The 25,184-nt window shown below is 65.0% G+C and carries 21 protein-coding genes; 7 read left to right on the top strand and 14 right to left on the bottom strand.

Annotated elements, in window-relative coordinates:
* Nucleotides 1-4 precede the first annotated feature (4 nt).
* On the bottom strand, nucleotides 5-2,800 hold the full coding sequence (locus EPN51_RS04310; protein WP_293037591.1) for an aconitate hydratase: 2,796 nt from the start codon (nucleotides 2,798-2,800) through the stop codon (nucleotides 5-7).
* A gap of 259 nt (nucleotides 2,801-3,059) precedes the next feature.
* Here EPN51_RS04310 and EPN51_RS04305 point away from each other — a divergent pair, with 259 nt between their 5' ends.
* Nucleotides 3,060-3,473, top strand: coding sequence for a PRC-barrel domain-containing protein (locus tag EPN51_RS04305; RefSeq protein WP_293037588.1), 414 nt, complete (start codon nucleotides 3,060-3,062; stop codon nucleotides 3,471-3,473).
* Nucleotides 3,474-3,543: 70 nt separating this feature from the next.
* On the opposite strand, the gene EPN51_RS04300 is transcribed toward EPN51_RS04305, so the two are convergent.
* The gene (locus EPN51_RS04300) at nucleotides 3,544-4,521 is read right to left on the bottom strand and encodes an NAD(P)H nitroreductase (protein ID WP_293037717.1); all 978 of its coding nucleotides are present in this window, start codon (nucleotides 4,519-4,521) and stop codon (nucleotides 3,544-3,546) included.
* A 142-nt stretch (nucleotides 4,522-4,663) separates the two neighbouring features.
* Here EPN51_RS04300 and EPN51_RS04295 point away from each other — a divergent pair, with 142 nt between their 5' ends.
* On the top strand, nucleotides 4,664-5,398 hold the full coding sequence (locus EPN51_RS04295) for a helix-turn-helix domain-containing protein (RefSeq protein ID WP_293037714.1): 735 nt from the start codon (nucleotides 4,664-4,666) through the stop codon (nucleotides 5,396-5,398).
* Nucleotides 5,391-5,828, top strand: coding sequence for a group III truncated hemoglobin (locus EPN51_RS04290; protein ID WP_293037586.1), 438 nt, complete (start codon nucleotides 5,391-5,393; stop codon nucleotides 5,826-5,828). Before EPN51_RS04295 ends, EPN51_RS04290 begins: the two co-directional genes overlap by 8 nt.
* Before the next feature lie 78 nt (nucleotides 5,829-5,906).
* On the opposite strand, the gene ctaD is transcribed toward EPN51_RS04290, so the two are convergent.
* The 3 genes from ctaD to EPN51_RS04275 form a co-directional block, all read right to left on the bottom strand.
* A complete protein-coding gene (ctaD, locus tag EPN51_RS04285) occupies nucleotides 5,907-7,631 on the bottom strand; it encodes a cytochrome c oxidase subunit I (RefSeq protein ID WP_293037583.1) in 1,725 nt (574 codons plus the stop codon).
* 11 nt (nucleotides 7,632-7,642) lie between these two features.
* The gene (locus EPN51_RS04280) at nucleotides 7,643-8,035 is read right to left on the bottom strand and encodes a hypothetical protein (RefSeq protein ID WP_293037580.1); all 393 of its coding nucleotides are present in this window, start codon (nucleotides 8,033-8,035) and stop codon (nucleotides 7,643-7,645) included.
* 105 nt (nucleotides 8,036-8,140) lie between these two features.
* Nucleotides 8,141-10,009: a molybdopterin-dependent oxidoreductase gene (locus EPN51_RS04275; protein WP_293037577.1), complete on the bottom strand. Its 1,869-nt coding sequence runs from the start codon at nucleotides 10,007-10,009 to the stop codon at nucleotides 8,141-8,143.
* Nucleotides 10,010-10,060: 51 nt separating this feature from the next.
* Between EPN51_RS04275 and fdxA the strand changes: the two genes are divergently transcribed.
* Genes fdxA through EPN51_RS04260 form a run of 3 tightly spaced genes read left to right on the top strand, consistent with a single transcriptional unit; the run spans nucleotide 10,061 to nucleotide 11,510 of the window.
* Nucleotides 10,061-10,414 carry a ferredoxin gene (fdxA, locus tag EPN51_RS04270; RefSeq protein WP_293037575.1) on the top strand — a complete coding sequence of 118 codons (354 nt, stop codon included), beginning with the start codon at nucleotides 10,061-10,063 and terminating at the stop codon, nucleotides 10,412-10,414.
* A gap of 11 nt (nucleotides 10,415-10,425) precedes the next feature.
* On the top strand, nucleotides 10,426-11,085 hold the full coding sequence (locus EPN51_RS04265; protein WP_293037711.1) for a helix-turn-helix domain-containing protein: 660 nt from the start codon (nucleotides 10,426-10,428) through the stop codon (nucleotides 11,083-11,085).
* On the top strand, nucleotides 11,082-11,510 hold the full coding sequence (locus EPN51_RS04260; RefSeq protein WP_293037573.1) for a hypothetical protein: 429 nt from the start codon (nucleotides 11,082-11,084) through the stop codon (nucleotides 11,508-11,510). Before EPN51_RS04265 ends, EPN51_RS04260 begins: the two co-directional genes overlap by 4 nt.
* A gap of 203 nt (nucleotides 11,511-11,713) precedes the next feature.
* On the opposite strand, the gene EPN51_RS04255 is transcribed toward EPN51_RS04260, so the two are convergent.
* From EPN51_RS04255 to EPN51_RS04240, 4 genes are all read right to left on the bottom strand, one after another.
* Nucleotides 11,714-12,181 carry a GreA/GreB family elongation factor gene (locus tag EPN51_RS04255; RefSeq protein WP_293037571.1) on the bottom strand — a complete coding sequence of 156 codons (468 nt, stop codon included), beginning with the start codon at nucleotides 12,179-12,181 and terminating at the stop codon, nucleotides 11,714-11,716.
* Nucleotides 12,182-12,314: 133 nt separating this feature from the next.
* Complete coding sequence (locus EPN51_RS04250) at nucleotides 12,315-13,592, bottom strand: FAD-dependent oxidoreductase (RefSeq protein ID WP_293037569.1); 1,278 nt, start codon at nucleotides 13,590-13,592, stop codon at nucleotides 12,315-12,317.
* A 242-nt stretch (nucleotides 13,593-13,834) separates the two neighbouring features.
* Nucleotides 13,835-14,461, bottom strand: a complete 627-nt coding sequence (locus EPN51_RS04245) for a hypothetical protein (protein ID WP_293037567.1) — start codon at nucleotides 14,459-14,461, stop codon at nucleotides 13,835-13,837.
* Between the two features lie 184 nt (nucleotides 14,462-14,645).
* Nucleotides 14,646-16,169, bottom strand: a complete 1,524-nt coding sequence (locus EPN51_RS04240; protein WP_293037564.1) for a PucR family transcriptional regulator — start codon at nucleotides 16,167-16,169, stop codon at nucleotides 14,646-14,648.
* 364 nt (nucleotides 16,170-16,533) lie between these two features.
* Here EPN51_RS04240 and EPN51_RS04235 point away from each other — a divergent pair, with 364 nt between their 5' ends.
* Nucleotides 16,534-17,631 carry a 3-keto-5-aminohexanoate cleavage protein gene (locus tag EPN51_RS04235; RefSeq protein WP_293037560.1) on the top strand — a complete coding sequence of 366 codons (1,098 nt, stop codon included), beginning with the start codon at nucleotides 16,534-16,536 and terminating at the stop codon, nucleotides 17,629-17,631.
* 57 nt (nucleotides 17,632-17,688) lie between these two features.
* Here EPN51_RS04235 and EPN51_RS04230 read toward each other — a convergent pair whose 3' ends face one another.
* The 5 genes from EPN51_RS04230 to EPN51_RS04210 form a co-directional block, all read right to left on the bottom strand.
* A complete protein-coding gene (locus EPN51_RS04230) occupies nucleotides 17,689-18,498 on the bottom strand; it encodes a slipin family protein (RefSeq protein ID WP_293037708.1) in 810 nt (269 codons plus the stop codon).
* Complete coding sequence (locus tag EPN51_RS04225) at nucleotides 18,492-19,118, bottom strand: hypothetical protein (RefSeq protein ID WP_293037558.1); 627 nt, start codon at nucleotides 19,116-19,118, stop codon at nucleotides 18,492-18,494. The genes EPN51_RS04230 and EPN51_RS04225 overlap by 7 nt, the downstream gene beginning before the upstream one ends.
* A 2-nt stretch (nucleotides 19,119-19,120) precedes the next feature.
* Nucleotides 19,121-21,445, bottom strand: a complete 2,325-nt coding sequence (locus EPN51_RS04220) for a cbb3-type cytochrome c oxidase subunit I (protein ID WP_293037555.1) — start codon at nucleotides 21,443-21,445, stop codon at nucleotides 19,121-19,123.
* Between the two features lie 523 nt (nucleotides 21,446-21,968).
* Complete coding sequence (locus tag EPN51_RS04215; RefSeq protein ID WP_293037552.1) at nucleotides 21,969-22,454, bottom strand: hemerythrin domain-containing protein; 486 nt, start codon at nucleotides 22,452-22,454, stop codon at nucleotides 21,969-21,971.
* A gap of 437 nt (nucleotides 22,455-22,891) precedes the next feature.
* On the bottom strand, nucleotides 22,892-24,283 hold the full coding sequence (locus EPN51_RS04210; RefSeq protein ID WP_293037549.1) for a PPE family protein: 1,392 nt from the start codon (nucleotides 24,281-24,283) through the stop codon (nucleotides 22,892-22,894).
* Nucleotides 24,284-25,184: the final 901 nt, after the last annotated feature.

Raw genomic sequence — 25,184 nt, 5'->3', positions numbered from 1 at the left:
TGGGTTAGGTTTTGCCGAGCAGTTTTCGCAGTACGTACTGCATGATGCCGCCGTGCCGGTAGTAGTCGGCTTCGCCGGGGGTGTCGATGCGTACCTTGGCGTCGAACTCGACGTCGCCGGCCTTGACGTGAACGCTGTCGGGCAGCTCATCGTTGAATGCGCTCACCCCGGTGATGTCGAAGGTTTCCTCACCGGTGAGGCCCAACGAATCGGCATCCTGCCCGTCCGGGAACTGCAGCGGCAACACGCCCATGCCGATCAGGTTGGAGCGGTGGATGCGCTCATAGGACACCGCCAGCACCGCGTGCACCCCCAGCAGCAGGGTGCCCTTGGCCGCCCAGTCCCGCGACGAGCCCGAGCCATATTCCTTGCCGGCCAGGACCACCAGGGGGGTGCCGGCGGCGATGTAGTTCACCGAGGCGTCGTAGATGGTGGCCACCGGGCCGTCGGATTGGGTGAAGTCGCGGGTGAAACCACCTTCGGTGCCCGGTGCAAGCTCGTTGCGCAACCTGATGTTGGCGAAAGTGCCCCGGATCATCACCTCGTGATTGCCGCGCCGCGATCCGTAGGAGTTGAAGTCCTTGCGCTCAATCCCGTGCTCGGACAGGTATTTTCCGGCCGGTGAGTCGAACCGGATCGACCCGGCCGGACTGATGTGGTCGGTGGTGACCGAGTCGCCCAGCTTGGCCAGTACCCGCGCTCCGGTGATGTCGCCGACCGGCTGGGGTTCGGGGGTCATACCGTCGAAATAGGGTGGCTGACGCACGTAGGTGGAGTCGGCGTCCCATTGGAAGGTGTCGCTGTCGGGGACCGGCAGGGATCGCCAGTTCTCGTCGCCGGTGAACACATCGGCGTAGCTCTCCGCGAACATCTCGGCCTGCAGATTGTCGTTGACGACGCCGGCGACTTCTTCGGCCGAGGGCCAGATATCGCGCAGGTACACCGGCTCGCCGTCGCTGCCGGTACCGATCGGGTCGCTCAGCAGGTTGGTGTGCAGGGTGCCGGCCAGTGCGTAGGCCACCACCAGCGGGGGAGAGGCCAGGAAGTTCATCCGGGTCTCCGGGTGGATGCGGCCCTCGAAGTTGCGGTTGCCCGACAGCACCGAGCAGACGGTCAGGTCGTTGTCGACGACGGCCGTGCTCACCTCGGGGATCAGCGGCCCGGAGTTGCCGATGCAGGTGGTGCAGCCGTAACCCACGAGGTTGAAGCCGAGCTTGTCCAGATACGGGGTCAGTCCGGCCCGGTCGTAGTAGTCGGTGACCACCCGCGAGCCGGGCGCCAGCGACGTCTTCACCCACGGTTTGCGGGTGAGCCCCTTTTCCACCGCCTTCTTGGCCAGCAGCGCCGCGCCCACCATCACCGAGGGGTTGGAGGTATTGGTGCACGACGTGATCGCCGCGATCACCACATGCCCGTTGTCGACCTCGGTGCGGGTACCGTCCGCGAGCTCGACGGCCACACCTGTCGACGGCCATTCGCCCTCGACGCAGTCGGTGTCCGGCGTGCGCGGTTTGCCTTCAGGGCTGCTGGCGCTGCCGAAAGCGATCGGGTCACTGGCCGGGAACGAGTCCGCGGACGCCTCGTCGAGAGCCGACAAGGCCTCTTCGGTCGTCTCCGCGCCCCCGAGCAGCGCACAGACGGCCTGCGGGGCGAGCCGCAGCGGGATGCGGTCCTGCGGGCGTTTCGGTCCGGCGATCGACGGCTCGACGGTGCCCAGGTCCAGTTCGAGGACTTGGGAGTAGGTCGGCTCGTGGTCGGGGTCGTGCCACATGCCCTGCTCTTTGGTGTAGGCCTCCACCAGCTTGATCTGATGGTCGGAACGGCCGGTCAGCCGCAGGTAGTCCAGCGTGACGGCATCAACGGGGAAGATCGCGCACGTCGCCCCGTACTCAGGGCTCATGTTGCCGATCGTCGCCCGGTTGGCCAGCGGCACGTTGGCCACCCCGGGACCGAAGAACTCCACGAACTTGCCCACCACCCCGGTGCGGCGCAGCAGCTCGGCCACGGTCAACACCAGGTCGGTGGCCGTGGTGCCGGCCGGCAGTTCGCCGCTGAGTTTGAGACCGACGACCGGCGGGATCAGCATGCTCATCGGCTGGCCGAGCATCGCCGCCTCGGCCTCGATGCCGCCCACGCCCCAGCCCAGCACCCCCAGCCCGTTGACCATCGGGGTGTGCGAATCGGTGCCGACCAGAGTGTCCGGGTACGCCAGCGGCCCGTCGGCACTGTCGCGGGTGAACACCACCCGGGCCAGGTATTCCAGGTTGACCTGATGGCAGATGCCGGTGTCCGGGGGCACCACCGAAAAGTCGTCGAATGCCTGCTGCGCCCAGCGCAGCAGCTGGTAGCGCTCGGCGTTGCGCTCGAACTCTAATTCGGCGTTGATCTTGAAGGCGTCGGCGCGGCCGAAGACGTCGGCGATCACGGAGTGATCGATCACCAGCTCGGTCGGGCACAGCGGATTGATCCGCTTGGTGTCGCCGCCCAGCGCGGTGATGGCGTCGCGCATCGCCACCAGGTCGACCACACACGGCACCCCGGTAAAGTCCTGCATCAAGACACGGGCGGGGGTGTAGGCGATCTCGCGGCCGTGTTCGGCTGCCGGGTCCCAATCCGCCAGTGCCTGAACCTGCTCGGCGGTCACCAGGTGGCCGTCTTCGTTGCGCAGCAGATCCTCCAGCAGGACCTTCAGGCTGTAGGGCAACCGTTCCGCACCGTCGATCCGGTTCAGTCGGTAGATCTGGTAGGTGGTGTCGCCAACGGAAAGTTGGTCACGTGTTCCGAAGCTGTCCGAGGCCACTAGAAACCCCCTTACGGGCTGCCTGATTGATAATTCGACCTTACGACAATTGGGTGCGTGGGCGGGAGTGGGCCGTTGACCCATCTGACTTCGTTGTGACGGCGAATTATTCATAAGGCAGCGGCGGCGCCCGGGCCAACTCCGATGGCCATCCGGGCCGCCACGGGTACATGCGGATCCTGAGTGGATGAGTCACAATCGACTGGTGACACTGCTGTGTGCGATCTCGTCGTACATCCGATCTTGACCAGGAGTTCCGATGGCAACCGAGGCCAACACGAATCTCATCAAGCTCACCGGTAGCGTCGTGACGGTCGCCAATGCCGCCGACGATATGCGTGGCCGGGACGTAAAAGACAAGGATCACAAGCACTTTGGCAGGGTGCATGATGTCTTCGTTGACGACCGTGAACGCAAACCCCGCTTCCTCGTCATTGACCATGGAGGTCTTCTCGGCGTTGGCGAGAAGAAGTCTTTCCTTCCGATCGACGCGATCAAGGCCACTACTAGCGATGACGTCTTCATCGACGAGGCGCACGATCACATCGCCCAGGCGCCGGCGTACGACGCGGACCTCGTCAACGATCGCGGATACCAGAGCCGCATCTACGACCATTACGGATACCTGCCCTACTGGTCGCCCGGTTACATCTATCCGCACTTCAACCTCTGAGCGACGCGATCACGCGCGCCGCGGGGGCTGCTCCGTCGGCGAGGCCAGCGGGTGCTGCCACGGCCGAGACTCACGCCAGTCGCAACACGTCGGCGAGCGCACGCCGCGGCGTGGGCGGTGGTGTTCCGTCGAGTGCCGGTGCGACGCCCACCCGGATCAGGACCTGGGGCAGGTCGGTGTGATCCGTGAGTGCCGCGAGCAATTCACGGCTGACCGACAGTTCGGTCAGTTGCGACACCGGGCAGGTGGCCAAGCCGGCCATCGTGCATTCCAGCAGGACACTCGATAGCACCTCGCCGCACGCAAACGCGTTGGCGTGACTGTCATCTTCGGTGGACAGCATCAAAATCTTCGAGAAATCCCGCGTTACGCCGGCGCGCCTGTCCAGGTGGTGGGTGAAGGGAAAGTGACGATTGACTCCTACCCGATCCGACTCGGTCGCCGAAATCAAGGAGCTATAGGGGATGCCCTCCGATACTTCGAACGGCGCTGTCCACCAATCGAGTTCGAGATGATACGGGGAGTCATACAGGCGCAGCGACTCGGTGAGTTCGGCGGCTTCGGCAAGGCGCGGACGCGTCTTCTCCGGTAATATGTCCAGTCGCACCGCGCCGGTGCCGATTCTGCCGCGCAGCAAGGTCTCGAACGATTCCCAGTCGATCGGGGCGAGGAACGGGAGCCGATCGGTTCGACGTTTCAGAATCGCGTCGGCGCGGCGACGCTGGTGGTCGGCCACGCCGACGGCGGGGACGAATTTCACCCTCGCCAGGTGCGTCGGATTGCCCGACTCGGGAAATCGCTCGACATCGCTGATCCAGCCCGCGGCCGCCATCGCCACCCGAAGATGCTCGAGCGCGCCGCCACAGCTGATGTGGGCCTCCCGCATCGATCGATCCGTGTGCACGACGCGGCCCGTATCGAGAAACAGGTCCAGCCCAGCGCCGTCGGCCACCCACAGCCAGGGCTGGGTGTTGTACAGCGACGGGGCGCGGCACGCCAACCGGACCGCACTCTCGATGACCTCGGCTTCCACCTTGGTTTCCACGATGGTGTCCAACACGGCGCACCTCCCGCTTCCCTACTGCCCCAACGTCGTTCGTTACCGGAGACGATCCGGGCGTTCAGTGCTATTATTAATGAATAATATCCTCTAAATGCCTGGAGGGCAACCGGACGAGAGGACGGATGGGGTGGGCGAGCACAACGAGGACGGGCCCGGACGACCGCACCGCGGGGGCCACAGCCGGCAGCGCGAACGGGTTCTTGAACTGGTGCGTGAGCGCCACGAACCGGTCGACGCGACCGAACTCGCCACTCGCCTTGGACTGCACACGACGACGGTGCGCTTCCACCTTGACGCGTTGTGCGGTGTGGGGCTCGTCGAGCGTACCCGGATCACCCGGACCGGTGTGGGCCGTCCGCGTACCGGCTACCGTGCGGTGCGCGAGCGGCTGGACTATCGAATCCTGTCCGAGATATTGGCGATGGAACTCGGCGAAACCGCCGACAAGCGGCGCCGTCGTGCCGAAGCCGCCGGTCGGCGATGGGGTCAGCGGATCACCAACGAGGACCCGCGCGAAGATGCTGCGGGACAACCCGTTCCAGCAGGTGCCGCACCGAGGAAGGCCGCTGAACAAAGATCGGCGATGATCACGGCGGTGTTCGACCGGATGGGATTCGGCCCCGAGCTGGTTCCGGCCGGAAAATCGACCCGCCGCAACCAGCGGACCATTCGCCTGCACAGCTGCCCGGTCCGTGACCTGGCCCGTGCTCACCCGGAGGTGGCGTGCGCCTTGCACCGGGGGCTGCTACAGGGCCTGGCGGGGCCGGAGAAGTCGGTTGGTTCCGCGCCGGGGATGCAAGCCGAGCTGGAACCGTTCGTCGAACGCGAGTTGTGTCTTGCCAGGGTGACCGCGCATGACTGAGTTGTGTGCCCCGGTTGGCCAAGCGGTCGCGGATCTCGCCACCCGCGCGGACGTCGAGGCGCTCCTGCGCCGGTTTTACGGCCGGGTGATGGCCGACGACGTTCTCGACGAACCTTTCGCGGAGCTGCGGACCAAGGGCCTGGAGTCGCACATCCCGGTGATGGCCGACTTCTGGGAGACCGCGCTGTTCCGGGCCGGGCTCTACCGGGGCAGCGCGTTGCAGGCCCACCGGCACGTCCATCAACGAGTCCCGTTGAACAGCAGTCACTTTGTCCGTTGGCTGACCGTGTGGAAAGACACCGTCGATGAGATGTTCCGGGGACCCATCGCCGAGCGCGCGAAGATCCAGGGTGCCCGGATCGCCTGGGCCATGCACCGGCGGCTCACGGGTTCGGACACGCCGGAACTCGACAGCCTGGTCGCGCGCTGAAGGCTGACCGAGCGTACTACCTACGGAAGGGCTTGACCCGGACGCTCCGGTCGTAGGTCATCGAATCCCGCCCTCTCGTCAGAGCTTTTGGCTTTCTGCGCCGGCGTCGGTGTGGGCGATGCGCCCGATGTGCCGCTCACTGCGCATCCGCTCGGTCATGTGCGGATAGTGCAGCTCGAAGGCGGGTCGTTCGGAACGGATGCGGGGCAGCTCGGTGAAGTTGTGCCGCGGCGGCGGGCAACTGGTGGCCCACTCCAGCGAATTGCCGTGTCCCCATGGGTCATCCACGGTGACCGGTTCCCCGTAGCGCCAGCTCCTGAACACATTCCAGACGAACGGCAGCATCGACGCGCCCAGGATCAGCGCCCCGATGGTGGAGACGACGTTCAGCGCGGCGAAACCGTCGGTGGGCAGGTAGTCCGCATAGCGGCGGGGCATGCCCATGTTACCCAGCCAGTGCTGCACCAAAAACGTTGTGTGAAAGCCGATCAGCGTCAGCCAGAAGTGCAGCTTGCCCAGCCGTTCGTCGAGCAACCGGCCGGTCATCTTGGGGAACCAGAAGTAGACACCGGCGAAGGTGGAGAACACGATGGTGCCGAACAGCACGTAGTGGAAATGCGCGACGACGAAATAGGAGTCGGTGACGTGGAAGTCGATGGGAGGGCTGGCCAGCATCACCCCGGACAACCCGCCCAGCAGAAATGTCACCATGAAGCCGACCGCGAACAGCATCGGGGTTTCAAAGGTCAGTTGGCCCTTCCAGATGGTGCCGATCCAATTGACGAACTTGATCCCGGTCGGCACCGCGATGAGATAGCTCATGAACGAGAAGAACGGCAGCAGCACCGCTCCGGTGGCGAACATGTGATGCGCCCACACCGCCGTCGATAGTCCGGCGATACTCATCGTCGCGTAGATCAGCGTGCTGTAACCAAAGATCGGTTTGCGTGCGAATACCGGCACCACCTCGCTGATGATGCCGAAGAAGGGCAGCGCGATGACGTAGACCTCGGGGTGCCCGAAGAACCAGAAGAGGTGCTGCCACAGCATTACCCCGCCGTTCGCCGCGTCGTAGATGTGGGCACCCAGGTGCCGGTCGGCCGCCAGCCCGAACAGCGCCGCGGTCAGCAGCGGGAAGATGATCAGCACCATGATCGAGGTCACCAGGATGTTCCAGGTGAAAATCGGCACCCGGAACATCGTCATCCCCGGCGCGCGCATGCACACCACCGTGGTGATCATGTTGACCGCACCCAGGATGGTGCCCAAACCACCGACCGCCAAGCCCACGATCCACAGATCGGCGCCCGCGCCTGGACTGTGCACAGCGTCGGACAGCGGCGTGTAGGCGGTCCAGCCGAAGTCGGCCGCCCCGCCCGGGGTGATGAACCCAGCCAGCGCGATCAGCGCACCGAACACGAACAGCCAAAAAGACAGGGCGTTGAGCCGCGGGAACGCCACGTCGGGTGCGCCGATCTGCAGCGGCAGAACCAGATTGGCGAACCCGAACACGACAGGAGTGGCATAGAACAGCAGCATGATCGTGCCGTGCATGGTGAACAGCTGGTTGTACTGCTCATTCGAGAAGAATTGCAGACCCGGCGCCGCCAATTCGGCCCGCATCAACAGCGCCAACAGGCCGCCGATGAAGAAAAAGACGAAGCAGGCGACGCAGTACATGATGCCGATCACTTTGTGATCGGTCGTGGTGATCAGCCTGTAGACCAGGCTGCCGGTCGGCCCCTGCCGCGCGGGAAAGGGCCGACCGGCCAACAATTCGCCCGGTACGACTTCAGTTGTCATCGCGTCCTCCACTACGGGGGCAGGATCTCCCACTTTTGGTTTACGGTCAGGTAGCGAAGTCCGTCCGGGCCCGCGGTGAATTGCGGCCGCGACCGGCTTGGCAGCCATAACAACGCGCCGGGGGCCAGCTTGATCGTGCCCTCATCGGTGGTGATCCGACCGCTCCCGAACAGCACGTGGACCAAGACGTCGACGTCCGCTCCGGTGGCGGCGCCGATTTCGCCGTTGGGCGGCAACGTGATGACATTCCAGTCCAGGTCGCGTTTTTCACGGACGCCGGACTTCCTGGCCACCCGGGTGCTGTCCGACAATCCCGCTACCGGCAGGTTGGCGTGGGTGGACCATGCTGTCGGTCGGTTGTCGGGCCTGGGCGGCCGCCGCACGTCGAGTTGGTTGTCGGCCATGGGGTTCCACCCCCTTCCGGAATTTGTACAAGCACGATTGTATAAACACTACGATATGGGCGTGCGATAGGGAAGCCTGCCGGGCGTCGTCTCGTCAAATACCGATTAGATAGTTTGATGACGCCCGAAGTACTCGTGATCTTCGTTGTATCCGCCGTGCCCGCTGCCCAGCTCGGTGTAGTGTGCGACAAACTCAATGCCCTTGAGCCACTTGACATGCCGGAAGCCGTGTTGTAGTTCGTTGCGCAACCGCAGCGGCGCCCCGTGGCCGTAGCTCAGTGGCTCGCCGTTCATCTCGTAGGCCAGCATGGTGAGGTGGTGGCTCATCTGGTCGATCGGGTGCGCGACGTAGTAGACACCGCCGTCGGCGCCGGGTCCCAGCGAGTAGAACACCACCCATTTGGCCTCGGGAAGGGGTTTGACGATGTCCATGATCGTCTGCATCGACACGCCACCCCATTTGGCGACACCCGACCAGCCCTGGATGCAGAAGTGTTGGGTGATCTGTTCGTGGTAGGGCAGGTCATGCACGTCGGCCAGCGACAACTCGACCGGATGCTCAACGAGGCCGTAGACGCGCAGCCGCCAGTCCACGAAGTCGTTCTTCTCCAACTCTTTGTATTCAACGGTTTCCGGGTAGGTGCCGTTGTGCCACAGATACGGCGAGATGTCCTTTTCGGTGAACGCGCCGGGCTTGGGGTTGGTGCGCTCGAACAGTCGCTGCAGCGGCCCGACGAGCGCGTAGCCGACCCGTTGCACCACGCGCGGATGGCGATAGGTGAACGGCGTGGCGGCCACCCAGCCGACGGCCACGACCGTCATGGCCACGGCGAAGACCGCGAACCCGATCCAGCTGTCGTCGTCGCGGGCGGCGAACATGTGGTTGAGGTTGCGCAACGCTTCGGTGGTGAAGACGAACGTGACGTGGACGACGATGAACGACACGAAATACATCAGCACCAGGAAATGCAGCGAGCGGGCGGTCTGGATGCTCAACCGCTTACTGATCACGGTGAAACGCATCGACAGGGCCGGCGACATCCCAAGACCGGTGATGACCGCCAGTGGTGCGGCGATGAACACGGTGGTGAAGTACGCCAACAGTTGCAACGCGTTATAGGCCACCCAGGTGTTGTCGTGCGGCCAGCTCAGCGAAAGGTATTGGATCGCAACCGATACCGCGTTGGGGAACACGTCCCAGCTGGTCGGGACGATGTGTCGCCATTGGCCGGTGGCGAATAGCAGCACGTAGAAGACCGCGCCGTTGAGTAGCCACAAGACGTCGATGCCAAGGTGCCACCATCGCGCCAGTCCGATCGAGTGACGAATTCCCGGTAACCCCAGCTGGCCTGGCAGCCCGACCGAATCGTCCTTGGCCGTCCACAGGGGGTCGTCCGGTACCGGCTTTGCCACCCGCAGCCACTCGTCCTTGCCCGGGGTGGAGTTGCGGTTGAAGTAGAGCCGTGGATGGTCGCACAGGATCTGAATTCCGGACCGGATGATGAACGTCATCATGAACAGGTTGAAAAAGTGCGTCCAGCCCACCCAGGCGGGGATGCCCGGGCTGGTCCCGGAGGGCACTTGGGTGCCCGGATGCCGCTGGATGAATGTCTGCACCGCCGGCATGTTGTACAGGCCTTTGCCCACTGCCACCGCCGCGAGCAGCAGGACAAATCCAATGGGAATGAGCCACAAGAGATTTAGCCACCTGTCGCGACCGATACGCAGTCGCGGCGCGATCGCCCGCTTGTCTTCCAGCCCGCCGGCCCAGGTCTGCGGGTCGACGATGTCCTCGGCCAGCTGCAACTCCGTGCGGTAGTCCACGCACCGGTCCTCGTGGCCGAAGGCGTCGTTGGGGTCGAGCCCGTGACCGTTGCGCCCGGTAGTCGCAGGGGTGCTCCCCGACGACTCCAGCCTTCCGCCGGCGTTGTGAGCACCCTGCGAGCGCCGAGAAGAAGTTACTTTGTCGGTCATGTTGGCCGCTCCATCTGGTTTATACAAAACCGCTTGTGTAAACTCTACGGCATGGCATATGTGATAGGAAAGCCATGCGTCGATGTGATGGACCGGTCCTGCGTCGAGGAGTGCCCGGTCGACTGCATCTACGAGGGTGGCAGGGCGCTCTACATTCATCCCGACGAGTGCGTGGATTGCGGAGCATGCGAGCCTGTTTGCCCCGTCGAGGCGATCTACTACGAGGATGACCTGCCCGACGAGTTGCAGCCGTACCAAGCGGACAACGCGGCGTTCTTTTCCGAAACCTTGTCGGGCCGTGACGAGCCCCTGGGGTCACCGGGCGGAGCCGCCAAGCTCGGTCCGCTCGGCGTCGACACACCGTTGGTGGCCAACCTGCCCAAGCAGGATCCTCAGCGAGTGTGAGCGCGATCGCCATGTCACGCGAGGAGTCGTCCGGCCGCCGTCGTGATGTGCTGCGGGTGTTGAAGGCGGGGTCCGCCCCGATGAGCATCGCCGCGATCGCCAAAGCACTTGATGTGCACCCTAATACGGTCCGCTTCCACCTGGACGCGTTGGTCAACGACGGCCGGGTTGAGCAGGTCGAGCCGGACCGCAAAGGACCCGGGCGGCCGCCGCTGATGTTTCGTGCGGTCCCACGGATGGACCGGAGCGGACCGCGCCATTACCGGCTGCTCGCCGAGATCCTGGCGGTGACCGTTGCCTCCGGTCGTGATCCGAGCGCCGACGCGCAGGCCGCGGGTCGTGCGTGGGGACGACAGTTCAGAGAGGCTGTGCCACAGCGGAAAGAAACGACTGCGAAGGACTCGATCGACCACCTCGTCGGCGTGCTCGACGAGTTCGGGTTTGCGCCCGAGCCTCACAAATCTGGGGGAGAGCAGCAGATCGGCTTGCGGCACTGCCCATTCCTGGAACTCGCCGAGACCCATAGCAAGATCGTGTGCCCGATTCACCTGGGCCTGATGCAAGGAGTTCTCGACAACGAAGCCGTGCCCGTCGCTGTCGACCGGCTGGAGGCGTTCGTTCAACCGGATCTATGCCTGGCCCACCTGAAGCTGCAAGGTGTCTCGAGATGACCGCCGAGAGGTCGATCGCCGTCGCCTTGGCGTTCGTGTGGTTGGGAATGGTATTGGCGATCTCATTTCTGGAAGCGCCGTTGAAGTTCCGCGCACCCAATGTGACGAGGCAGATCGGTCTCGGGATCGGGCGCCTGGTCTTCCGCGCACTCAACACCGTCGAGGTCGTCTTCGCCGTCGTCTTAGCGGCGGTGATTCTGGCGCAGCCTCCGCCGGCAGGTGTCATTGCTGCGTTCCTGACCGCCTTCGCGATGCTCGCAGGGCAGTTGATGGTCGTGCGACCATTTCTGAACCGACGTTCCGCCAAGGTTCTCGCCGGCCTGAATGCGCCGCGTTCTCGCGGTCACTACGCCTACGTGGGTCTGGAGGCGATCAAGGTGATCGCCCTGGTGGTTGCGGGGGTGCTTCTGCTCGTCGCCCCGTGACGAGGCGGCAACCTCGAACCCCTTCTCGGCGTGTGGTTTTGACGGCCTCACCCACACGGGCGGCCGTGGAGCCCGTCGGTTTCTCGGGTTTGATCGGACATCATATTCGCCCATACGCCACGGCCATCAGGAGGAAAATCGCGGCGATCAGAAGAAACACCGTCGCCACCGGGTCGATCAGATCGAACATCATGAGATCACCCTCAGCTGAGGCCGCCCAAATGAACACCGTAGGGCACGGCCGTCAGGAGTGTGACGGTGAGCGTGACACCGCTGGGCAGGGTGTAGGTGCGCTGCTCGCCGGGACGCGCCCCGGCGATGGCGGCACCCAGCGGCGATCGGATCGAATAGACCTCCATGCCAACGTATTCGGCGCCGCGCACGCCGAACAGGAATGTTTCGACCTCGCCGGTGTCGTCGTAGCGGATCGTCAACACCATGCCCGGTTCGGCGATCCCATCATCGGGCGGATCCTCACCGACGACAGCATCCACCAACAACTCATGAATCCGTCGAATGCGGACCTGCCACGCACGCTGGACAGCGACCGAGTTGTCGTCAGTGGAGCTGTCGACAGCGTTGGTGTCACACAACTCCCGCAGAGTGGCCAGTTCCCGCTGTAGCCGCTCGTAGGCTTGCGACGAAATCCATGCGGGTTGTGTGCTAGTCATATCTGTTGCCTTTCTTCTGACAGTGTTCGAGTGCACCCGAGAAGTGCGGTGTCGCAGCGCTATTACTGGGCGGCTGTTCCCGGCGACGGGGAGCCCGCGAGGGGTCGGTCGTCGCCGCGGTCTGGTTTCGGTGTTATCGGGCCGCGTGGCGCAGCGTTCTGTGCTGCGGATCGAACTCGGCCAGAGCCTGCGGCTGCTTGCCGGTGGTGATCTGTTCGGCCAGCAGCCGACCGGTTACCGGGCCGTGTGCCAAGCCCCACATGCCGTGCCCGCCGGCCACGTAGACGCCCCGGGCCAGCTCACCGATCAGGGCGCGACCGTCGGGCGTGACCGTGCAAGCACCGGCCCATACATTGCTGCGTGCGGTCCAGTCCACCCCGTCCAACAGCGAACTGGCTGCGGCGGCGATGGCCTCCACCCGTTCGCGTGGGTGCGGTTGGTGGCGGCGGCGCGATTCCAGGGCGCCTGAAACACGCAGCGCGCCCTTGTAGGGCGTGCACGCCACCCGAAGGTCCGGCAGGTAGATGGGCGCCAGTATCGGGCGGTCAACCGGCACGGTGAACGAGTAGCCGCTCTGGACCTGAACCGGGATTCGGAGCCAGCGGCCGGCCAGCCGGGACAACCGGTCACCGGTGGCGATGACCGCGGCGTCGGCGGTCAGTGGGTCGGCGCGGCGCGGCCGCACCACGGCGCCGCCACCGGAGCTGTGAATGTCGTCGATTTCAAGCCGGTGCATCGCCGCACCGCGGGCCATCACCGAGCGGCCCAGGGCTTCGACGAATCGTCGGGGATCGACGAAGCGCTGGCCGTTGATGTTCAGTGCGGCGGTGACTGCCGTCGAGGCCGGGGGTACCTGTTCGCGCAACGCCTCGCCGGACAGTGCGGTGATATACATTGGCTGGCCGGCGTTTTCGAGCTGGCGCAGCATTTCCAGCATGCGCTGCGCCTCGCTGGTGCCGCGGAACAGCGCGGTGATCGGCGCGTCGGTCACCGGTGCATCGACCCCGTTGGCGATGAGCACATCGAAGGCTTCGATGCAGTCCTCGTTGAGCGCCACGCTGGCTCGCAGGGCCCGTTGCGACGACGAACGCCGATACGAGGGTGACAGTTGCAGGAAAATGGCCCCCAGGTGCGCGCCTACGGTCGACGGCAGGTGAGCCGGCGTGGTCGGATCGCGAAGGGCCTGCAGTTCGTCGCGCAGCACACCGGACGAGTGGAGCGGAAGGGTCAGCCCCGGAGCGACCCATCCCGCGTTGCCCCAGGACGCACCCGCGGCGACGCCCGTGCGATCGACCACCGTGACGTCGACCCCCCGTTCCTGGAGGAACCATGCCGTGGACAGTCCGACGATGCCGGCGCCCACGACGATGACCGACCTGGGTCCGCCGTCAATACGTTCGTCGCCACCCATCGCGCACCTCCGCAGCTGAGCCTCTGATTGGTGATCTCCATGGTGGTGCGCGCGAGTGGCGCTGTGTTTGCCGGAAACCGACAACGGGGCCGTAGGCCGTTGTACCGAACCGACAACGCCGTTGCTGCGGCTGTCCGACCGTAGGCCAGCTCGGGACGGGGGAGAACACGCGCCCGAAGGCGCGCCCCCGCAGGCGTCGACTGCGGGAATCGGTGCACAGATTCGGTGCGGCCACGGTTATCTCACCGATGCCCGACAAGGCTGTCGAAGTCCCGTTGCCATCTGGCAGAGCGGGACCGGTCGAGGGCGACCCGGGCGACACCGAACAGGCCTGCCGCCAACAAACTCATGGTGGACCAGGTCGCCACGGCGAACGCCACCCCCTCGTCGACGGCGGTCCGCACCGGCGGACGCACCGGGGAACCCAAGGCGTCGACCCAAATCTCGATCTCGTCGCCGATCTTCACGTGCGGCGGCGCGGCGACGTCGCCGGTGCGTTCGGTCCCGTCAGCGAACCATCGGGCAGGCACCGTCACCGTTGGGCTGTCGGGATCCCTGCGGGGGTTGCTGTCCCCGATGGACGTCGCGGTCACCAACCGGCGAGCCTGCGCCTGCTCGGCGTAAACCCGACTACGGGAATCATGGACGGCGGTGCCCACCGTCGCGCCGATAGGCATCGCGATCAGCGAGATCGCGATGGCCAACACCAAAACCAGCGCCTCCACCCGGTCGCTGGCGCGTATCAGCGGGTTGCGACCGAACAGCCGCGGGGACAGTCTCCGCGGCAGCGGCACGGTGAAGCTTTCCATGGCGGCGTCATCGTCCGGGTCACCGGCGGGCCGCAGATCATCGGGACGTTTGGTGCTCATCGGATGTTTCCTATCGACGGGTCGACACGGGGTTTGCAGTCGCACATGGCAGCCGGAAACACGCCGCCACTCGAACCTGGCCATAGGTGGACACCCTCATGATGGCGGGGATGCTCGCCGCAACGTTTGCTGAAGCAACACAATGGTGCCGCGGCGCTTTGTCGGATTTCGACAGCGTCGCCGGTCAATCGGTGTCGGTGGCGGCGAGCTCGATCATCATGGCCAGTCGCTTTCTGGCGTCGTCCAATGACAGGTTGGTGATCTCGGCCATTTTGCGCAGCCGGTAACGCACGGTGTTTTCGTGCACCCCCAGACGTTCGCCGGCCTCGGCCGGGTCGCCCTGGGCCTCCAGCCATGCCCGTAGCGTGGGCACGTAGTCGGTGCCGTTGGCGTGGTCATGGCGGCGCAGTTCGGCCACCGGCCCGCGGGTCGGCGCGCGCCCTGACCGCGCCGCGGCACGCAGCCGCTGCAGCAGGATGTCGTCCCACGACTCGTCGTAGGCCGGAGGCGCGGCGGCGGGTGACATCTCGTGCAGCGCCAGGCATTCGTCGGCCTCCTGGCGTGCGGCGGCGAGATCTGCCACCTCGGCCACACCACTGACTCCGGCGATCACCGTCACCTGCGCGGGCAGGGCCGCCCGCAGAGCGGCCACCCAGCGCCGCGCCGTCAGCGCGTCCTCGCCGGGGAGCACGGTGTATACGATGTTGCCCGCCAAAGCGCTGCGCCCCGGCCGTGACCAGCCGAATCCCGTGGTGGCGCGTTCGAATGCCAACAACAATGCGGCATCGCGGTCGGCTCCGACGAACGCCTGCACCGCGATCACGCGCAAACCGTTGTGCGCCAGGCCCAGCCTGCTCGCCACCGTGGACGCGTCGGCGGCGCCCTCCAGCAACCGGATCACCAGTTCGGATTCGACCTGGCGCTCCAGGTCCGCGCTGGCGCGCGACCGCAGCAGATGCAGGGCCACCGTGTGCGCGCCATCGGCCAGGGCGCTGCGCGCCACCTCGTCCAGCGGCGCCGGGCAGGCCACCCACACCGACCCGATCAGTTCCGTGCCGGATCGCACCGCGACCACCATGCGCCCGGTCAGGCCCTGTTCAGGGGCCTCGGCGACAAACAGTGGCTCATCGGAGACCGCCAGGTGCGCGAGTACGCCCCGCGCATCGAACAGCGCGCGCAGTGGTTCCGGCGTCTGCCGTCCAAGGATCGTCTCGACCCGCGCCGGGTCTGCGTGCTCCTGCAGCCTCGAGTACGCCAGCACCCGCAGCAGCCGATCGTGGATGACGACTGCGCTGCCGATCCCGTCCGCCAAACTGTCGGCGAGCGCGAACAGATCGGTTGGGCCGCGCCCGGATTCAGTCTCGCGGCCCTCCAGCACCAGGCCGTAGACCACCGCCGCCACCGCGCTCCACGACACCGTCTCATCGATGACCATCACCGCGCCGACGTCGGTGTTGCTGTCAAACGTTATCGGTGTCTCATCGCCGCGCAGCACCACCACGACCGCGCGCGCCGACGCCGCCCAGCGCACCGCTTCGTCGAGCGAGCCGGCGCCGATGGCCAGCAATACATCGCCCACCACCGCGCGTTCGATGGGCGGCTCGTGGACGACCACGCTGCGCAGCTCAGTCGACCGCGGCACCGACGACCAACGCAATCGGACGCCATAACCACCCAGGACGTTCATCAGGCGGTCCAATGTGATCATGCGCCGGCTCCAACGATGCTCAGAAACGAGAGGTAGATGTCTTTGTATCCTGCCCCCAGAGCACGAGCAACGACGTGATTTGGCTGTGGAGTGGGAATCCGCCCCGCCCGACAATCGAGCGAACCTGCGGCTGGTATCGCCCACCGAGGTTTTCGGTCCGGACGCGCTGGTGGTCAGCCACACGGGCGCAAGCCATTACCTGCGCGTCAGGGATCGCCTTTGGACCTGTTCTGGTCAACGCGCGCGACGGCGTCTAGACTTTTCACAATATCGCTTGTAAAAACATAGGGTGGGCATGGACCACGCAGGCCACTTTCAGCCGACGGCGGGCCGCGGACATGTGCGAAGAAAGGGCAGCGGCGCAATGAGTTTTCGCGACGACGGCAAGGTGTACCTCGAAGTCGGGGTCAACGAGGACGTCAGTAAGGACGAAAACTCGAATGTGCCCTACGGCGCCGAAGAGACGGCCCGCGACGTGGTGGAGTGCATTCAGCACGGAGCCACCGCCGTCCAATTCCGCGCCCGCTACGACGACGGTCGGCAAGCCTGGGCCGACGACGAGGTCTCTCGCACCATCTTGGCGACCGCGGCCCGTGACGTCGACCCGCTGGCCTATCCCGGCTACGCCGGTAGCCTCGAACACATCTGGGCGCTGGCCGAGCGTCCACCGGCCGGAACCGGGCTGCTGCTCGCGCCATTCGACCCGGCTCAACACGTCAAACGCGTGCTGTGGCTGGAAGACGAGAACCAGTTCAAGGTGGTCGATTTCGACGGTGCGAACGGCTCACATCCGTCCTACCCGCCCGAACTCGATCGGTTCACCAAGCTGGGCCTGGCGCCCAGCATCGCTGTCTTCAATGCCGTCGACTTACGCTGGGTGATTCTGGCCGCCCGCATCGGGATCTTGCGGCAACCATTGAACATCAAGTTGTACTTTTCCGATCGTTGCGTGTCTTATAACGATCCCGACCCCGAGGTACTCGACTTCCTGGTCTCGCGCATCCCGAAGTGGATCGACCACGAGATCGTCGTCGTACCGTATGCGATGAGCTCCGCCGAACGGCGTCAAGAGCTTTGGGAGCACGCACTGAATCGCGGGCTCGGTATGCGGGTGGGTATCGGCGATTGCCCGATGCTGTTCCGGACCGCCACCAACGCCCATATGGTGGATCGCGCGGTGAACCTCATCACCAAGCGGGAACTCACCCCTGCCACCCAGGATGACGTGCGCGCCCGCTTCGCCGCGACCGTTGCGGACGAAAGCGAAATGGTAAGGGTCGTCGTCAACCGGAATCGCTGTATGGGATGGGGCGTCTGCTACTCGCATGCGCCAGAGATATACCAACCCGATGCCGATGGCTACTGCGTCGTCATCAAGCCCCTCGTCGACGCCAGCCTATTGGAGAAGGCCATCGAGGGTGCGGCGAGCTGCCCGGAACGGGCGATCCGAGTCGAGTTGTGAGACAACACCTCACCCGCCGGACGTGGCCCGACCGTCAAAAGTGTGTCGAGGCGCCGGTCACGACGGTGGCTCGGACACGGGTCGATTCCGCCCCGACGTTCGGGTCGTGAGCGCGCGCTCCAGGAACGGTGTGAGTATGTCGACGGGCAGCGGGAACACCACGGTCGAGTTTTGGTCGGCGCCCAGCTCCAAAAGCGTTTGCAGGTAGCGTAGTTGAAGCGATGCCGGATTCTTCGACAGCGTCTCGGCGGCCTGGCGTAGCTCGTCGGATGCCTGTAGTTCACCGCGGGCGTTGATGACCTTGGCACGGCGTTCACGTTCGGCTTCGGCTTCGCGGGCCATCGCCCGCTGCATGGATTCGGGGATCTCGACATCCTTGATTTCCACGACGCGGACTTCGATACCCCAGGGCCGGGTCTGCTCCTCGATGATGGTCCGAAGGTCGCTGTTGAGGTCTTCGCGTTGGGCCAGCAGGGTATCCAGGTCGGCGCGGCCCAGCAGCGAGCGCAATGTGGTTTGTGCGATCTGTGAGGTGGCCACCGCGTAGTTCTCCACGGCGAGAATCGCTTTGAGGGGCTCGACCACCTGGAACATCACCACTGCGTTGACCCGGGCGGGCACGTTGTCACGTGTGATCACCTCTTGCGGCGGGATAGTCAACGTCACCACCCGCTGATCAACCCGGATCATCTTGTCTGCCAGCGGAATCAAACACCGCAGCCCAGGCTGATACAACGGGCGGGCACGGCCCATCCGGAACACCACGCCACGCTCGTACTCGCGCACCACGGCCAGCGAGGCCAGTGCCAGCACAACCAGCAGCACCGATATCGTCACCCCGACGGCAACCAGCAGCGCGCTCACGATGCTGTGTCCTTCTCCGATCGGCTTGCGCCCCAGCGGGTCGAATAGCGATCGACCGCCAGGGCCACCTGGTCTTCCATGCCCGTGCGGTGCGGCAGGTGCTCAGGAGCGTTGGATGGGGTGCGCCACAAATGACCGGCCAGCGGCAGCGACGCCGCCAGCACGACGGTGATGACGCCGATCAGTACCAACAGATCGGCGGGGGAGTGCAGCCTGGCGAGCATCACGAGCGGCATCACCACCCCCAGAGCGGCCACGCAGCAGGCGATACCGCGGTGAAAACGTCCGGCTTCGGAATGCGGCCACGGGTCGATCTCACGGCTGATCTCGCGCCCGTGCTCCGAGGTCGTACAGGTCGACTTGACCGGGCAGCTGTTGCACACGCTGGGCTTTGCCCGATACCGCATCACGCGGTGCTTCGGATCGAAAGAACTCGGCCAGAGCCACTGGTCCTGGGGACACACCCACGCGTCATGGTCGGCGTGGTAACGGAATTGGCCGCTACGCCACTGCGCAGCGCGCTGCGACACGCGCCGCGCCATCACGTCGACCCCCCAGGCGGTGGCCACCAATGCCAGTGCGTACCCGGCAACCAGCCATGCCGCGGCGGTAGGGGATGTCACCGTCAGCCTTTCTGCGATGCCGCGGGCATGGGGTCGAGTTCGGTGTAGAGCGGGTGTTCGTGCAGTTCGTCGCTGGCCGGCGCGCGGCGGACGTTGCGTATCGCTGTCCACGCGATCCAGACGAACGGCAAGACGCCGCCGAGGATGAAGACAAAATCGCCGGGCAGTCGCAGCCATTCGATCAGCGAGTTCCCGGGGCGGGTGATGTAGCCCAGCGAACGCGCCTCGAAATACCCCGTGCTCACCGAGTGGTACAGCTGCAAAACCCCTAGCGGCAGCAGGGTGGCGAACACCATCCAGGCCAGCCCGATGTTCATGCACCAGAAGGACACTCGCGCCCATTTCTCCGGCCACTTGGCGGTGGGGATCGCGTACCGGAAGGCGAACATCGCCAGCCCGACGGCGAGCATGCCGTATACACCCATCATCGCTCCGTGGGCGTGGTTGGCCGTCAGCGCGGTGCCGATCTGGTAGTAGGAGACGATGGGCAGGTTGATCAGGAACCCGAAGATGCCTGCCCCCAAGAAGTTCCAGAACCCGACTGCCACCAGGAACATGACCGCCCAGCGGTGCGGGAACGGAGTTTCGTGGCTTTGTTGACGAGACCCCAGCTGTAGGAAGGCCCATGCCTCGACGGTCAGGAAGGTCAGCGGGATCACTTCGGCGGCTGAGAAGAACGCGCCCAGTGCCATGTGCTCCACCGGGGTTCCGGAGAAATACAGGTGATGCATGGTGCCGATCACACCGCCGGCGGAGTACAAGATGATGTCGAGGAAGATCACACCGAGCGCGATCCGTTCGCGCACCACCCCGAGCAGGACGAAGATGTAGGCCACCATGACGGTGGTGAACAGCTCGAGGAAGTCTTCCACCCACAGGTGAACCACCCAGAACCGCCAGAAGTCTGCGACCGAGTAGTGGGTGTCGTGACCGGCCAACAGGCCGACGGCGTAGAAGGCGGGGATCGCCAGCCCGGTGAAGAAAAACAGCCACGGCAGGTTCATCTTCGACGTGCCTTTGAGCTTCCCGCGCAGGCCGCGCCAAATGATCGCGATCCACAAGAACAGGCCGACTGTCAACAGGATCTGCCACAACCGCGGCAGGTCGAGGAATTCCCACTGCTGGGAGAACAAGCCACCCGGGGGGATCACCCCGTAGATCGAGAGCGCCTCGCAGATCAGTGAGCCGCCCACCACCAGGACAAGCGCGCCGAGCAGTCCGTACACCAGCCAGCTCTGCCGACGTGGCTCCCGGCGGCTGATGAAGGGCACCAGGAAGATTCCCCCTGCCAGGAACGCGGCCGCTGTCCAAAACAGCGACAGTTGCACATGCCAGGTGCGGGCAAGGTTGTAAGGCAACAGCTTGGCCAGATCCAGCCCGTAAAACGCCGACAGGTCAGCGCGGTAGTGCTCGACCGCACCACCCATCAGGGTTTGCGCCAAAAACAGCACCGATACGGTCGCGAAGATCCAGATCGCGGCGCGCTGCGATGGGGTCAGTCCCACCTCGCCGGGCTGGCGGAACGACAAGGTGGATGCTTCGGCGCTGTGCCAGCCGATTTTTTGGCTCCACCGCCCGTAAACGGCGAACATGATTCCGGTCCCGGCCAGCAACGTGACCAGCGACAGCACCGACCACACCACGATCGAGGCCGTCGGCCCGTTGTCGACCCGCGGCTCGGCGGGCCAGTTGTTGGTGTAGCTGTAGTTGTGCCCCGGCCGCTCGGCCGCCGACGCCCACGCCGTCCACGCGAAAAACGCAGTGAGGTCATGGATATCGGCCTTGCTGGTGATCATGCGCGGCAATAGTCCGTACTTGGTGGAGTTCTCGCCGAAGTAATCCGCGTAATGCTGCCGGATGTGGTCGAACGCGGCCGCCTGCTTATCGGTGAACACCAACGCCTTGCTGCCGGCGTTGTAACGGTTGGTGCGAAACTCGGCCACCACCCGTTCTTTTGAATCGGCCATCCCCTGCGCCCGCCACTGCGCGGCGACGTCGTCGGTGGACATGCGCAGATATTCCGCGGTGTAATCCGGTCCGAGGTAGGCGCCGTGCCCGAGCACCGACCCGTACTGCATGAGGCCACGTGACTGATAAATCTCTTGGCCGCGGGTGATCTGAGCACCGGTGAACAGCACCTCACCCGACTCGCTAACCACCTTGGCCGGCAACGGCATTGAGTCGGTGTAGGTCCGGTACGCAAGAATACCCATCACCAGGAACCCAAAGATCATCACCAGGGCCACGCCCTGAGCCCAGCCCTTGCCGATCAACGACGTGGAGGTTCCCGGCGTTGCTGGTCGTGACGGTGCTGATCGGATTGCCATGTGCCGGTGCGCTCCTCGGGCTGGATGAAGGCGGGATACGTGTTCGGGTAATTACACAATGGCGATTGTAGAAATTCACTATGAGCTCTATCACGCCTTGGGGCTGGGACGCCTGACGACCCGGCTTGGATCTGGCGTTGTCGCTCTGCCGCCTAGGCGCCTTCGGAGGGTTGGTGGCCAATCTCGCTCGGCCATCAGGGGATTCATCCATCGCGATCCGCCCGCGACATCTGCGCCCGGCGTCCTGGCCGGTCGCACATATCACAATGACGAATGTGACGAACCTCATCGGGTCAGGGAATGAGGGATCGCCTTTTCACTGACGGTACTTATCCCGTGGACATTGTGCGCCATGAACGGAATTCAGTTACTTAACCACTGCCGTGGTCTACTTTTCACGACGAACATGCCTAACCGAGGGCCGGCGTGCTCAGCGGGTGCGCGATCGGGCTCACGCGCTAGGGGATGGCCGCGAGACACGTTGGGGCCGTGAGGAATCGATAGACAATCCTCAAACATCTTATTACCGTTCGTGTTTCGTGCCTGCCTGCTGGCACACCCATCCATCGGGTATGCGGCCCGTAGCGACGAACCGGGTCAGCTGCGCGCTCGTTGGCGCCGGTAAATCGTAGTCGGCGTGCAGATAGACGACCGGCTCCTCTTTGAAGTTGTGCTTGTGAAGCTGGCCCAGCAGCTGATCGCAAGTGTCCTCAAGCCGCAGGCTGCCCGTTCCATCAGCAAGCAGCCGCGTCAGGGTTTCCAGCGTCCGCCACAGCTCACCGTGTTCACGCATCATCACGAACACAGGCATCATTATTCCGGCCTTCCGGATCGGTGGGAACAGGAAGATCTCCTCGATGTAGATATGCCGACGCAGCGCATCCATCGTTGCCCTCAATAGCTCGGGTTGCCGGTTGCCGCCATCGAGTTCCTCGATGAAACATTCGATCGCAGTGCCTATTTCGCGGTGTTGCCGCATGAGTTCGGCGGATAACACCCGGTCGGGCATCACGTGCTCCTCTACGTCAGTCTGCAGATCGGATGGGTTCGGTCTCGCCGGCTTCGGCCGTCGCGCCGACCGCTGCGGGAGGCGCGTTTGCGCACCACCCGGCGGCGCCCCGTGTCGATGGAAAGCGGTGGGTCAGGGCGGTGGCTTTCTTGGCGACGTAGCGAGGTTCGGTCCCCGTTGCCCCGCCGAAAGCCCCTGGTGTATTCCATTGCTGATCTGTTGCCTCTGGCCCGGGCCGGCGGTCTGTGCGCAGCTGCAGCTGAGGCCGCCGAACGGATTGGGATCACCGCCACCCGGATTCGGATCGGCGCCGGCCGGCGCCGGCCTTGGGGCCCAGACCACCGCGATGAAGGCGGCGCATATCAGGGTTTTTATGAGGAAGGCCAGCGGCTTTCGGCCCAGCGGCCTGCGCCTGGACCGATGCGGCTCCGGCGGGGTCATCCGGCTACCGGCGAATGTGGAATGAGCGAGACGCGCAAGCCGACGCGCTGAACCGCGCCTTCGGACTCGCGCCCGACCATGCCGCCCAGCGGCAGCTTGGACACGGTGGGGCCGGGGGCCGGCGCTGCAGCCCATCCGCCCGGCATGGTGCTGGAGTGGAGAGCCTGCAGCGGCGCGACCGACGAAACGGTGCCGGCCCAACTCGGGGGCACGGACAGGGTACCGAGTGCGTCGGCCTGTCCGATGCCCGCCGCGGCACCGTGACCCAGCCCCCCGAGCGGCGGGAGGTTTTCCAGACCCGCTGCGGCACCGAGACCACTGATGCCTTGCATACCGCCGGCGCCCTCGGCCCCCAAAATGGACCCGGCGCCCGCGTAGTCCAGTGCCAATCCCTGGTAGTCCAGACCGAGTCCCTGGTAATCCAGTTCCAGGCCGTAGAGGTCTATGCCGATGCCACCGCCGTCGGCGAGCAGGCCGGCGCCGTCGGCTCCGTACCCGGCCACCTCACCGGCGAGGCCTGCCGCACCACCGTTCAGTGCAGGTGCGGCGGCGAGCGTCGAGGCCAGTCCCGTCGCGGCGCCCGCGCCGGTGCTCGCACTCTTTGTCGCACCCTTGCCGGAGGCGTTGGTCAGACCCGACAGCGCGCTGAGCGGGGCGCTGGCCCCCGACGATCCCAGCGAGGCCCCCGTGCCCATCGCCGCCTGCGACAGACCGGTGCCCGACTGCGAGCCGGGCGTCGAAAGGCCCTGCAGGCTTTGCGGCAGTGAGGAGGCCCACTGCGTCGCCGTTGCGTGCGCGGTGCTGCCGGACTGGGCTACTGCGTGGGAGACGGCGCCGAGGTGGCCGGCGACGGCGGTCGGATTGGCCGATTGCGGCGGCGGCGACGGCACGGGCGAAAGCGCCGTGGCTGACGCTGAACCGGCGGCATAGCTGTACATCGCGGTCGCGTCTTGTGCCCACATTTCGCTGTACTCGGCCTCGGTGGCCATGATCGCCGGCGTGTTCTGCCCAAAGATGTTGGACTGGATCAGCGCCAGAAGCCGAGCGCGGTTGGCCGCCACCAGCGGGGGTGGGACCGTCATTGCATACGCTGTTTCGAAGGCTGCCGCGGCGGCCGTGGCCTGCGCGGCAGCCTGCTGACATTGCTCGGCGGTCGCCGTCATCCACGCGATGTAGGGCATGACCGCGGCCGCCATCGACATCGACGCCGGTCCCGACCAGGACTCGTCGGTGAGGCCGGCGATCACGGTTTGGTAGCTGCCGGCGGCATCGGCCAGCTCGGCGGCCAGTACCTCCCATCCCGCGGCGGCGGCCAGCAAAGTCGCCGGACCGGGCCCCAAGTACATCCGACCAGAGTTGATCTCTGGTGGTAACGCGCCAAAATCCATGCCTATCCCTGTCCCTTGTTGACTCTTGTGGCGGACCTTGCTGATGTCGCGGCGGGTCGCACGCGACATCAGCTCAGCAGTCGAAGTAAGTGATGAAAAATCCAAGTCCCCAACGCATCACGCGAGGTGGCCCGGTGAATCTGCACACCCGGCGGCCCTTGGCTTGACCTCGTATTCGCGCGGAAACCGGCACACCGGCGTCCCGGCACAGCCGGGTCCGATCGCCAAAAATACGTCCCGAAACCGCCGAGACCAGCCGCTCAGCAGATGCTGAGGGCGCCGGAGCTAATAGCGGCTAGCGTCTAACCCGCCGCACGATGGTGTCGCGCCGACGAGCTGACATACCCCGATCAGCAACGGGCGATGCAGAATTGAATCAGAATATTCTGTCCGACACGGCTGGATGCCGGCGCGCGTGCCGGAGTATCGATTCGCGGCTGCGACCAGATTATCCCGACCGTGGGCGGGACCGACGAGTCGGACTTTCGCGGCGTGAAAAGTGCGAAAGTGCTTCCATGATCATGCTTTAACCCGGCGCTCTTGAATGCCTTGTCATCGTTCACAGTGGAGCCGACGCCGAGGCGACGTACCGGAAGCGACTCGTGGTCCGCGTGCATCGGGTTGGAAAGCGGGCTGGCCGATGAGACCGCTACCTCGGGTTGCAAGGCGTTGGTGGCCATTTCGGCTCGCAAAGCCCCGTAACCTAGTACAGCTGCGACAAGGGCCAGCGCAGCAACGATGGCCAACGCGGATTGTCGTCGTGACCACCGTGAAAGCGTTCCAACTCCGAAATTCACAGTGCCACGCACTCTACCAGCCGCGATACGCCAGCAGCCAACGCGTCACGTCCAGCAAAACCAGCTTCGCAATGTTGATGGCGGGATTGGTCTGCCACCTCGAA

Origin of the sequence: Mycobacterium sp. (assembly GCF_004298145.1) — a bacterium.
Classification (GTDB): Bacteria; Actinomycetota; Actinomycetes; order Mycobacteriales; family Mycobacteriaceae; genus Mycobacterium.
Note: the sequence above shows the minus strand (reverse complement) of the source record. Positions and strands in the feature narration are given on the sequence as shown.

Coding starts and splice junctions, on each gene's coding strand:
- EPN51_RS04305 (WP_293037588.1), top strand. CDS start 3,060: ATGGCAACCGAGGCCAACACGAATCTCATCAAGCTCACCGGTAGCGTC.
- EPN51_RS04290 (WP_293037586.1), top strand. CDS start 5,391: ATGACTGAGTTGTGTGCCCCGGTTGGCCAAGCGGTCGCGGATCTCGCC.
- ctaD (WP_293037583.1), bottom strand. CDS start 7,631: ATGACAACTGAAGTCGTACCGGGCGAATTGTTGGCCGGTCGGCCCTTT.
- EPN51_RS04280 (WP_293037580.1), bottom strand. CDS start 8,035: ATGGCCGACAACCAACTCGACGTGCGGCGGCCGCCCAGGCCCGACAAC.
- EPN51_RS04275 (WP_293037577.1), bottom strand. CDS start 10,009: ATGACCGACAAAGTAACTTCTTCTCGGCGCTCGCAGGGTGCTCACAAC.
- fdxA (WP_293037575.1), top strand. CDS start 10,061: ATGGCATATGTGATAGGAAAGCCATGCGTCGATGTGATGGACCGGTCC.
- EPN51_RS04265 (WP_293037711.1), top strand. CDS start 10,426: ATGTCACGCGAGGAGTCGTCCGGCCGCCGTCGTGATGTGCTGCGGGTG.
- EPN51_RS04260 (WP_293037573.1), top strand. CDS start 11,082: ATGACCGCCGAGAGGTCGATCGCCGTCGCCTTGGCGTTCGTGTGGTTG.
- EPN51_RS04255 (WP_293037571.1), bottom strand. CDS start 12,181: ATGACTAGCACACAACCCGCATGGATTTCGTCGCAAGCCTACGAGCGG.
- EPN51_RS04250 (WP_293037569.1), bottom strand. CDS start 13,592: ATGGGTGGCGACGAACGTATTGACGGCGGACCCAGGTCGGTCATCGTC.
- EPN51_RS04245 (WP_293037567.1), bottom strand. CDS start 14,461: ATGAGCACCAAACGTCCCGATGATCTGCGGCCCGCCGGTGACCCGGAC.
- EPN51_RS04240 (WP_293037564.1), bottom strand. CDS start 16,169: ATGATCACATTGGACCGCCTGATGAACGTCCTGGGTGGTTATGGCGTC.
- EPN51_RS04235 (WP_293037560.1), top strand. CDS start 16,534: ATGAGTTTTCGCGACGACGGCAAGGTGTACCTCGAAGTCGGGGTCAAC.
- EPN51_RS04220 (WP_293037555.1), bottom strand. CDS start 21,445: ATGGCAATCCGATCAGCACCGTCACGACCAGCAACGCCGGGAACCTCC.
- EPN51_RS04215 (WP_293037552.1), bottom strand. CDS start 22,454: ATGCCCGACCGGGTGTTATCCGCCGAACTCATGCGGCAACACCGCGAA.
- EPN51_RS04210 (WP_293037549.1), bottom strand. CDS start 24,283: ATGGATTTTGGCGCGTTACCACCAGAGATCAACTCTGGTCGGATGTAC.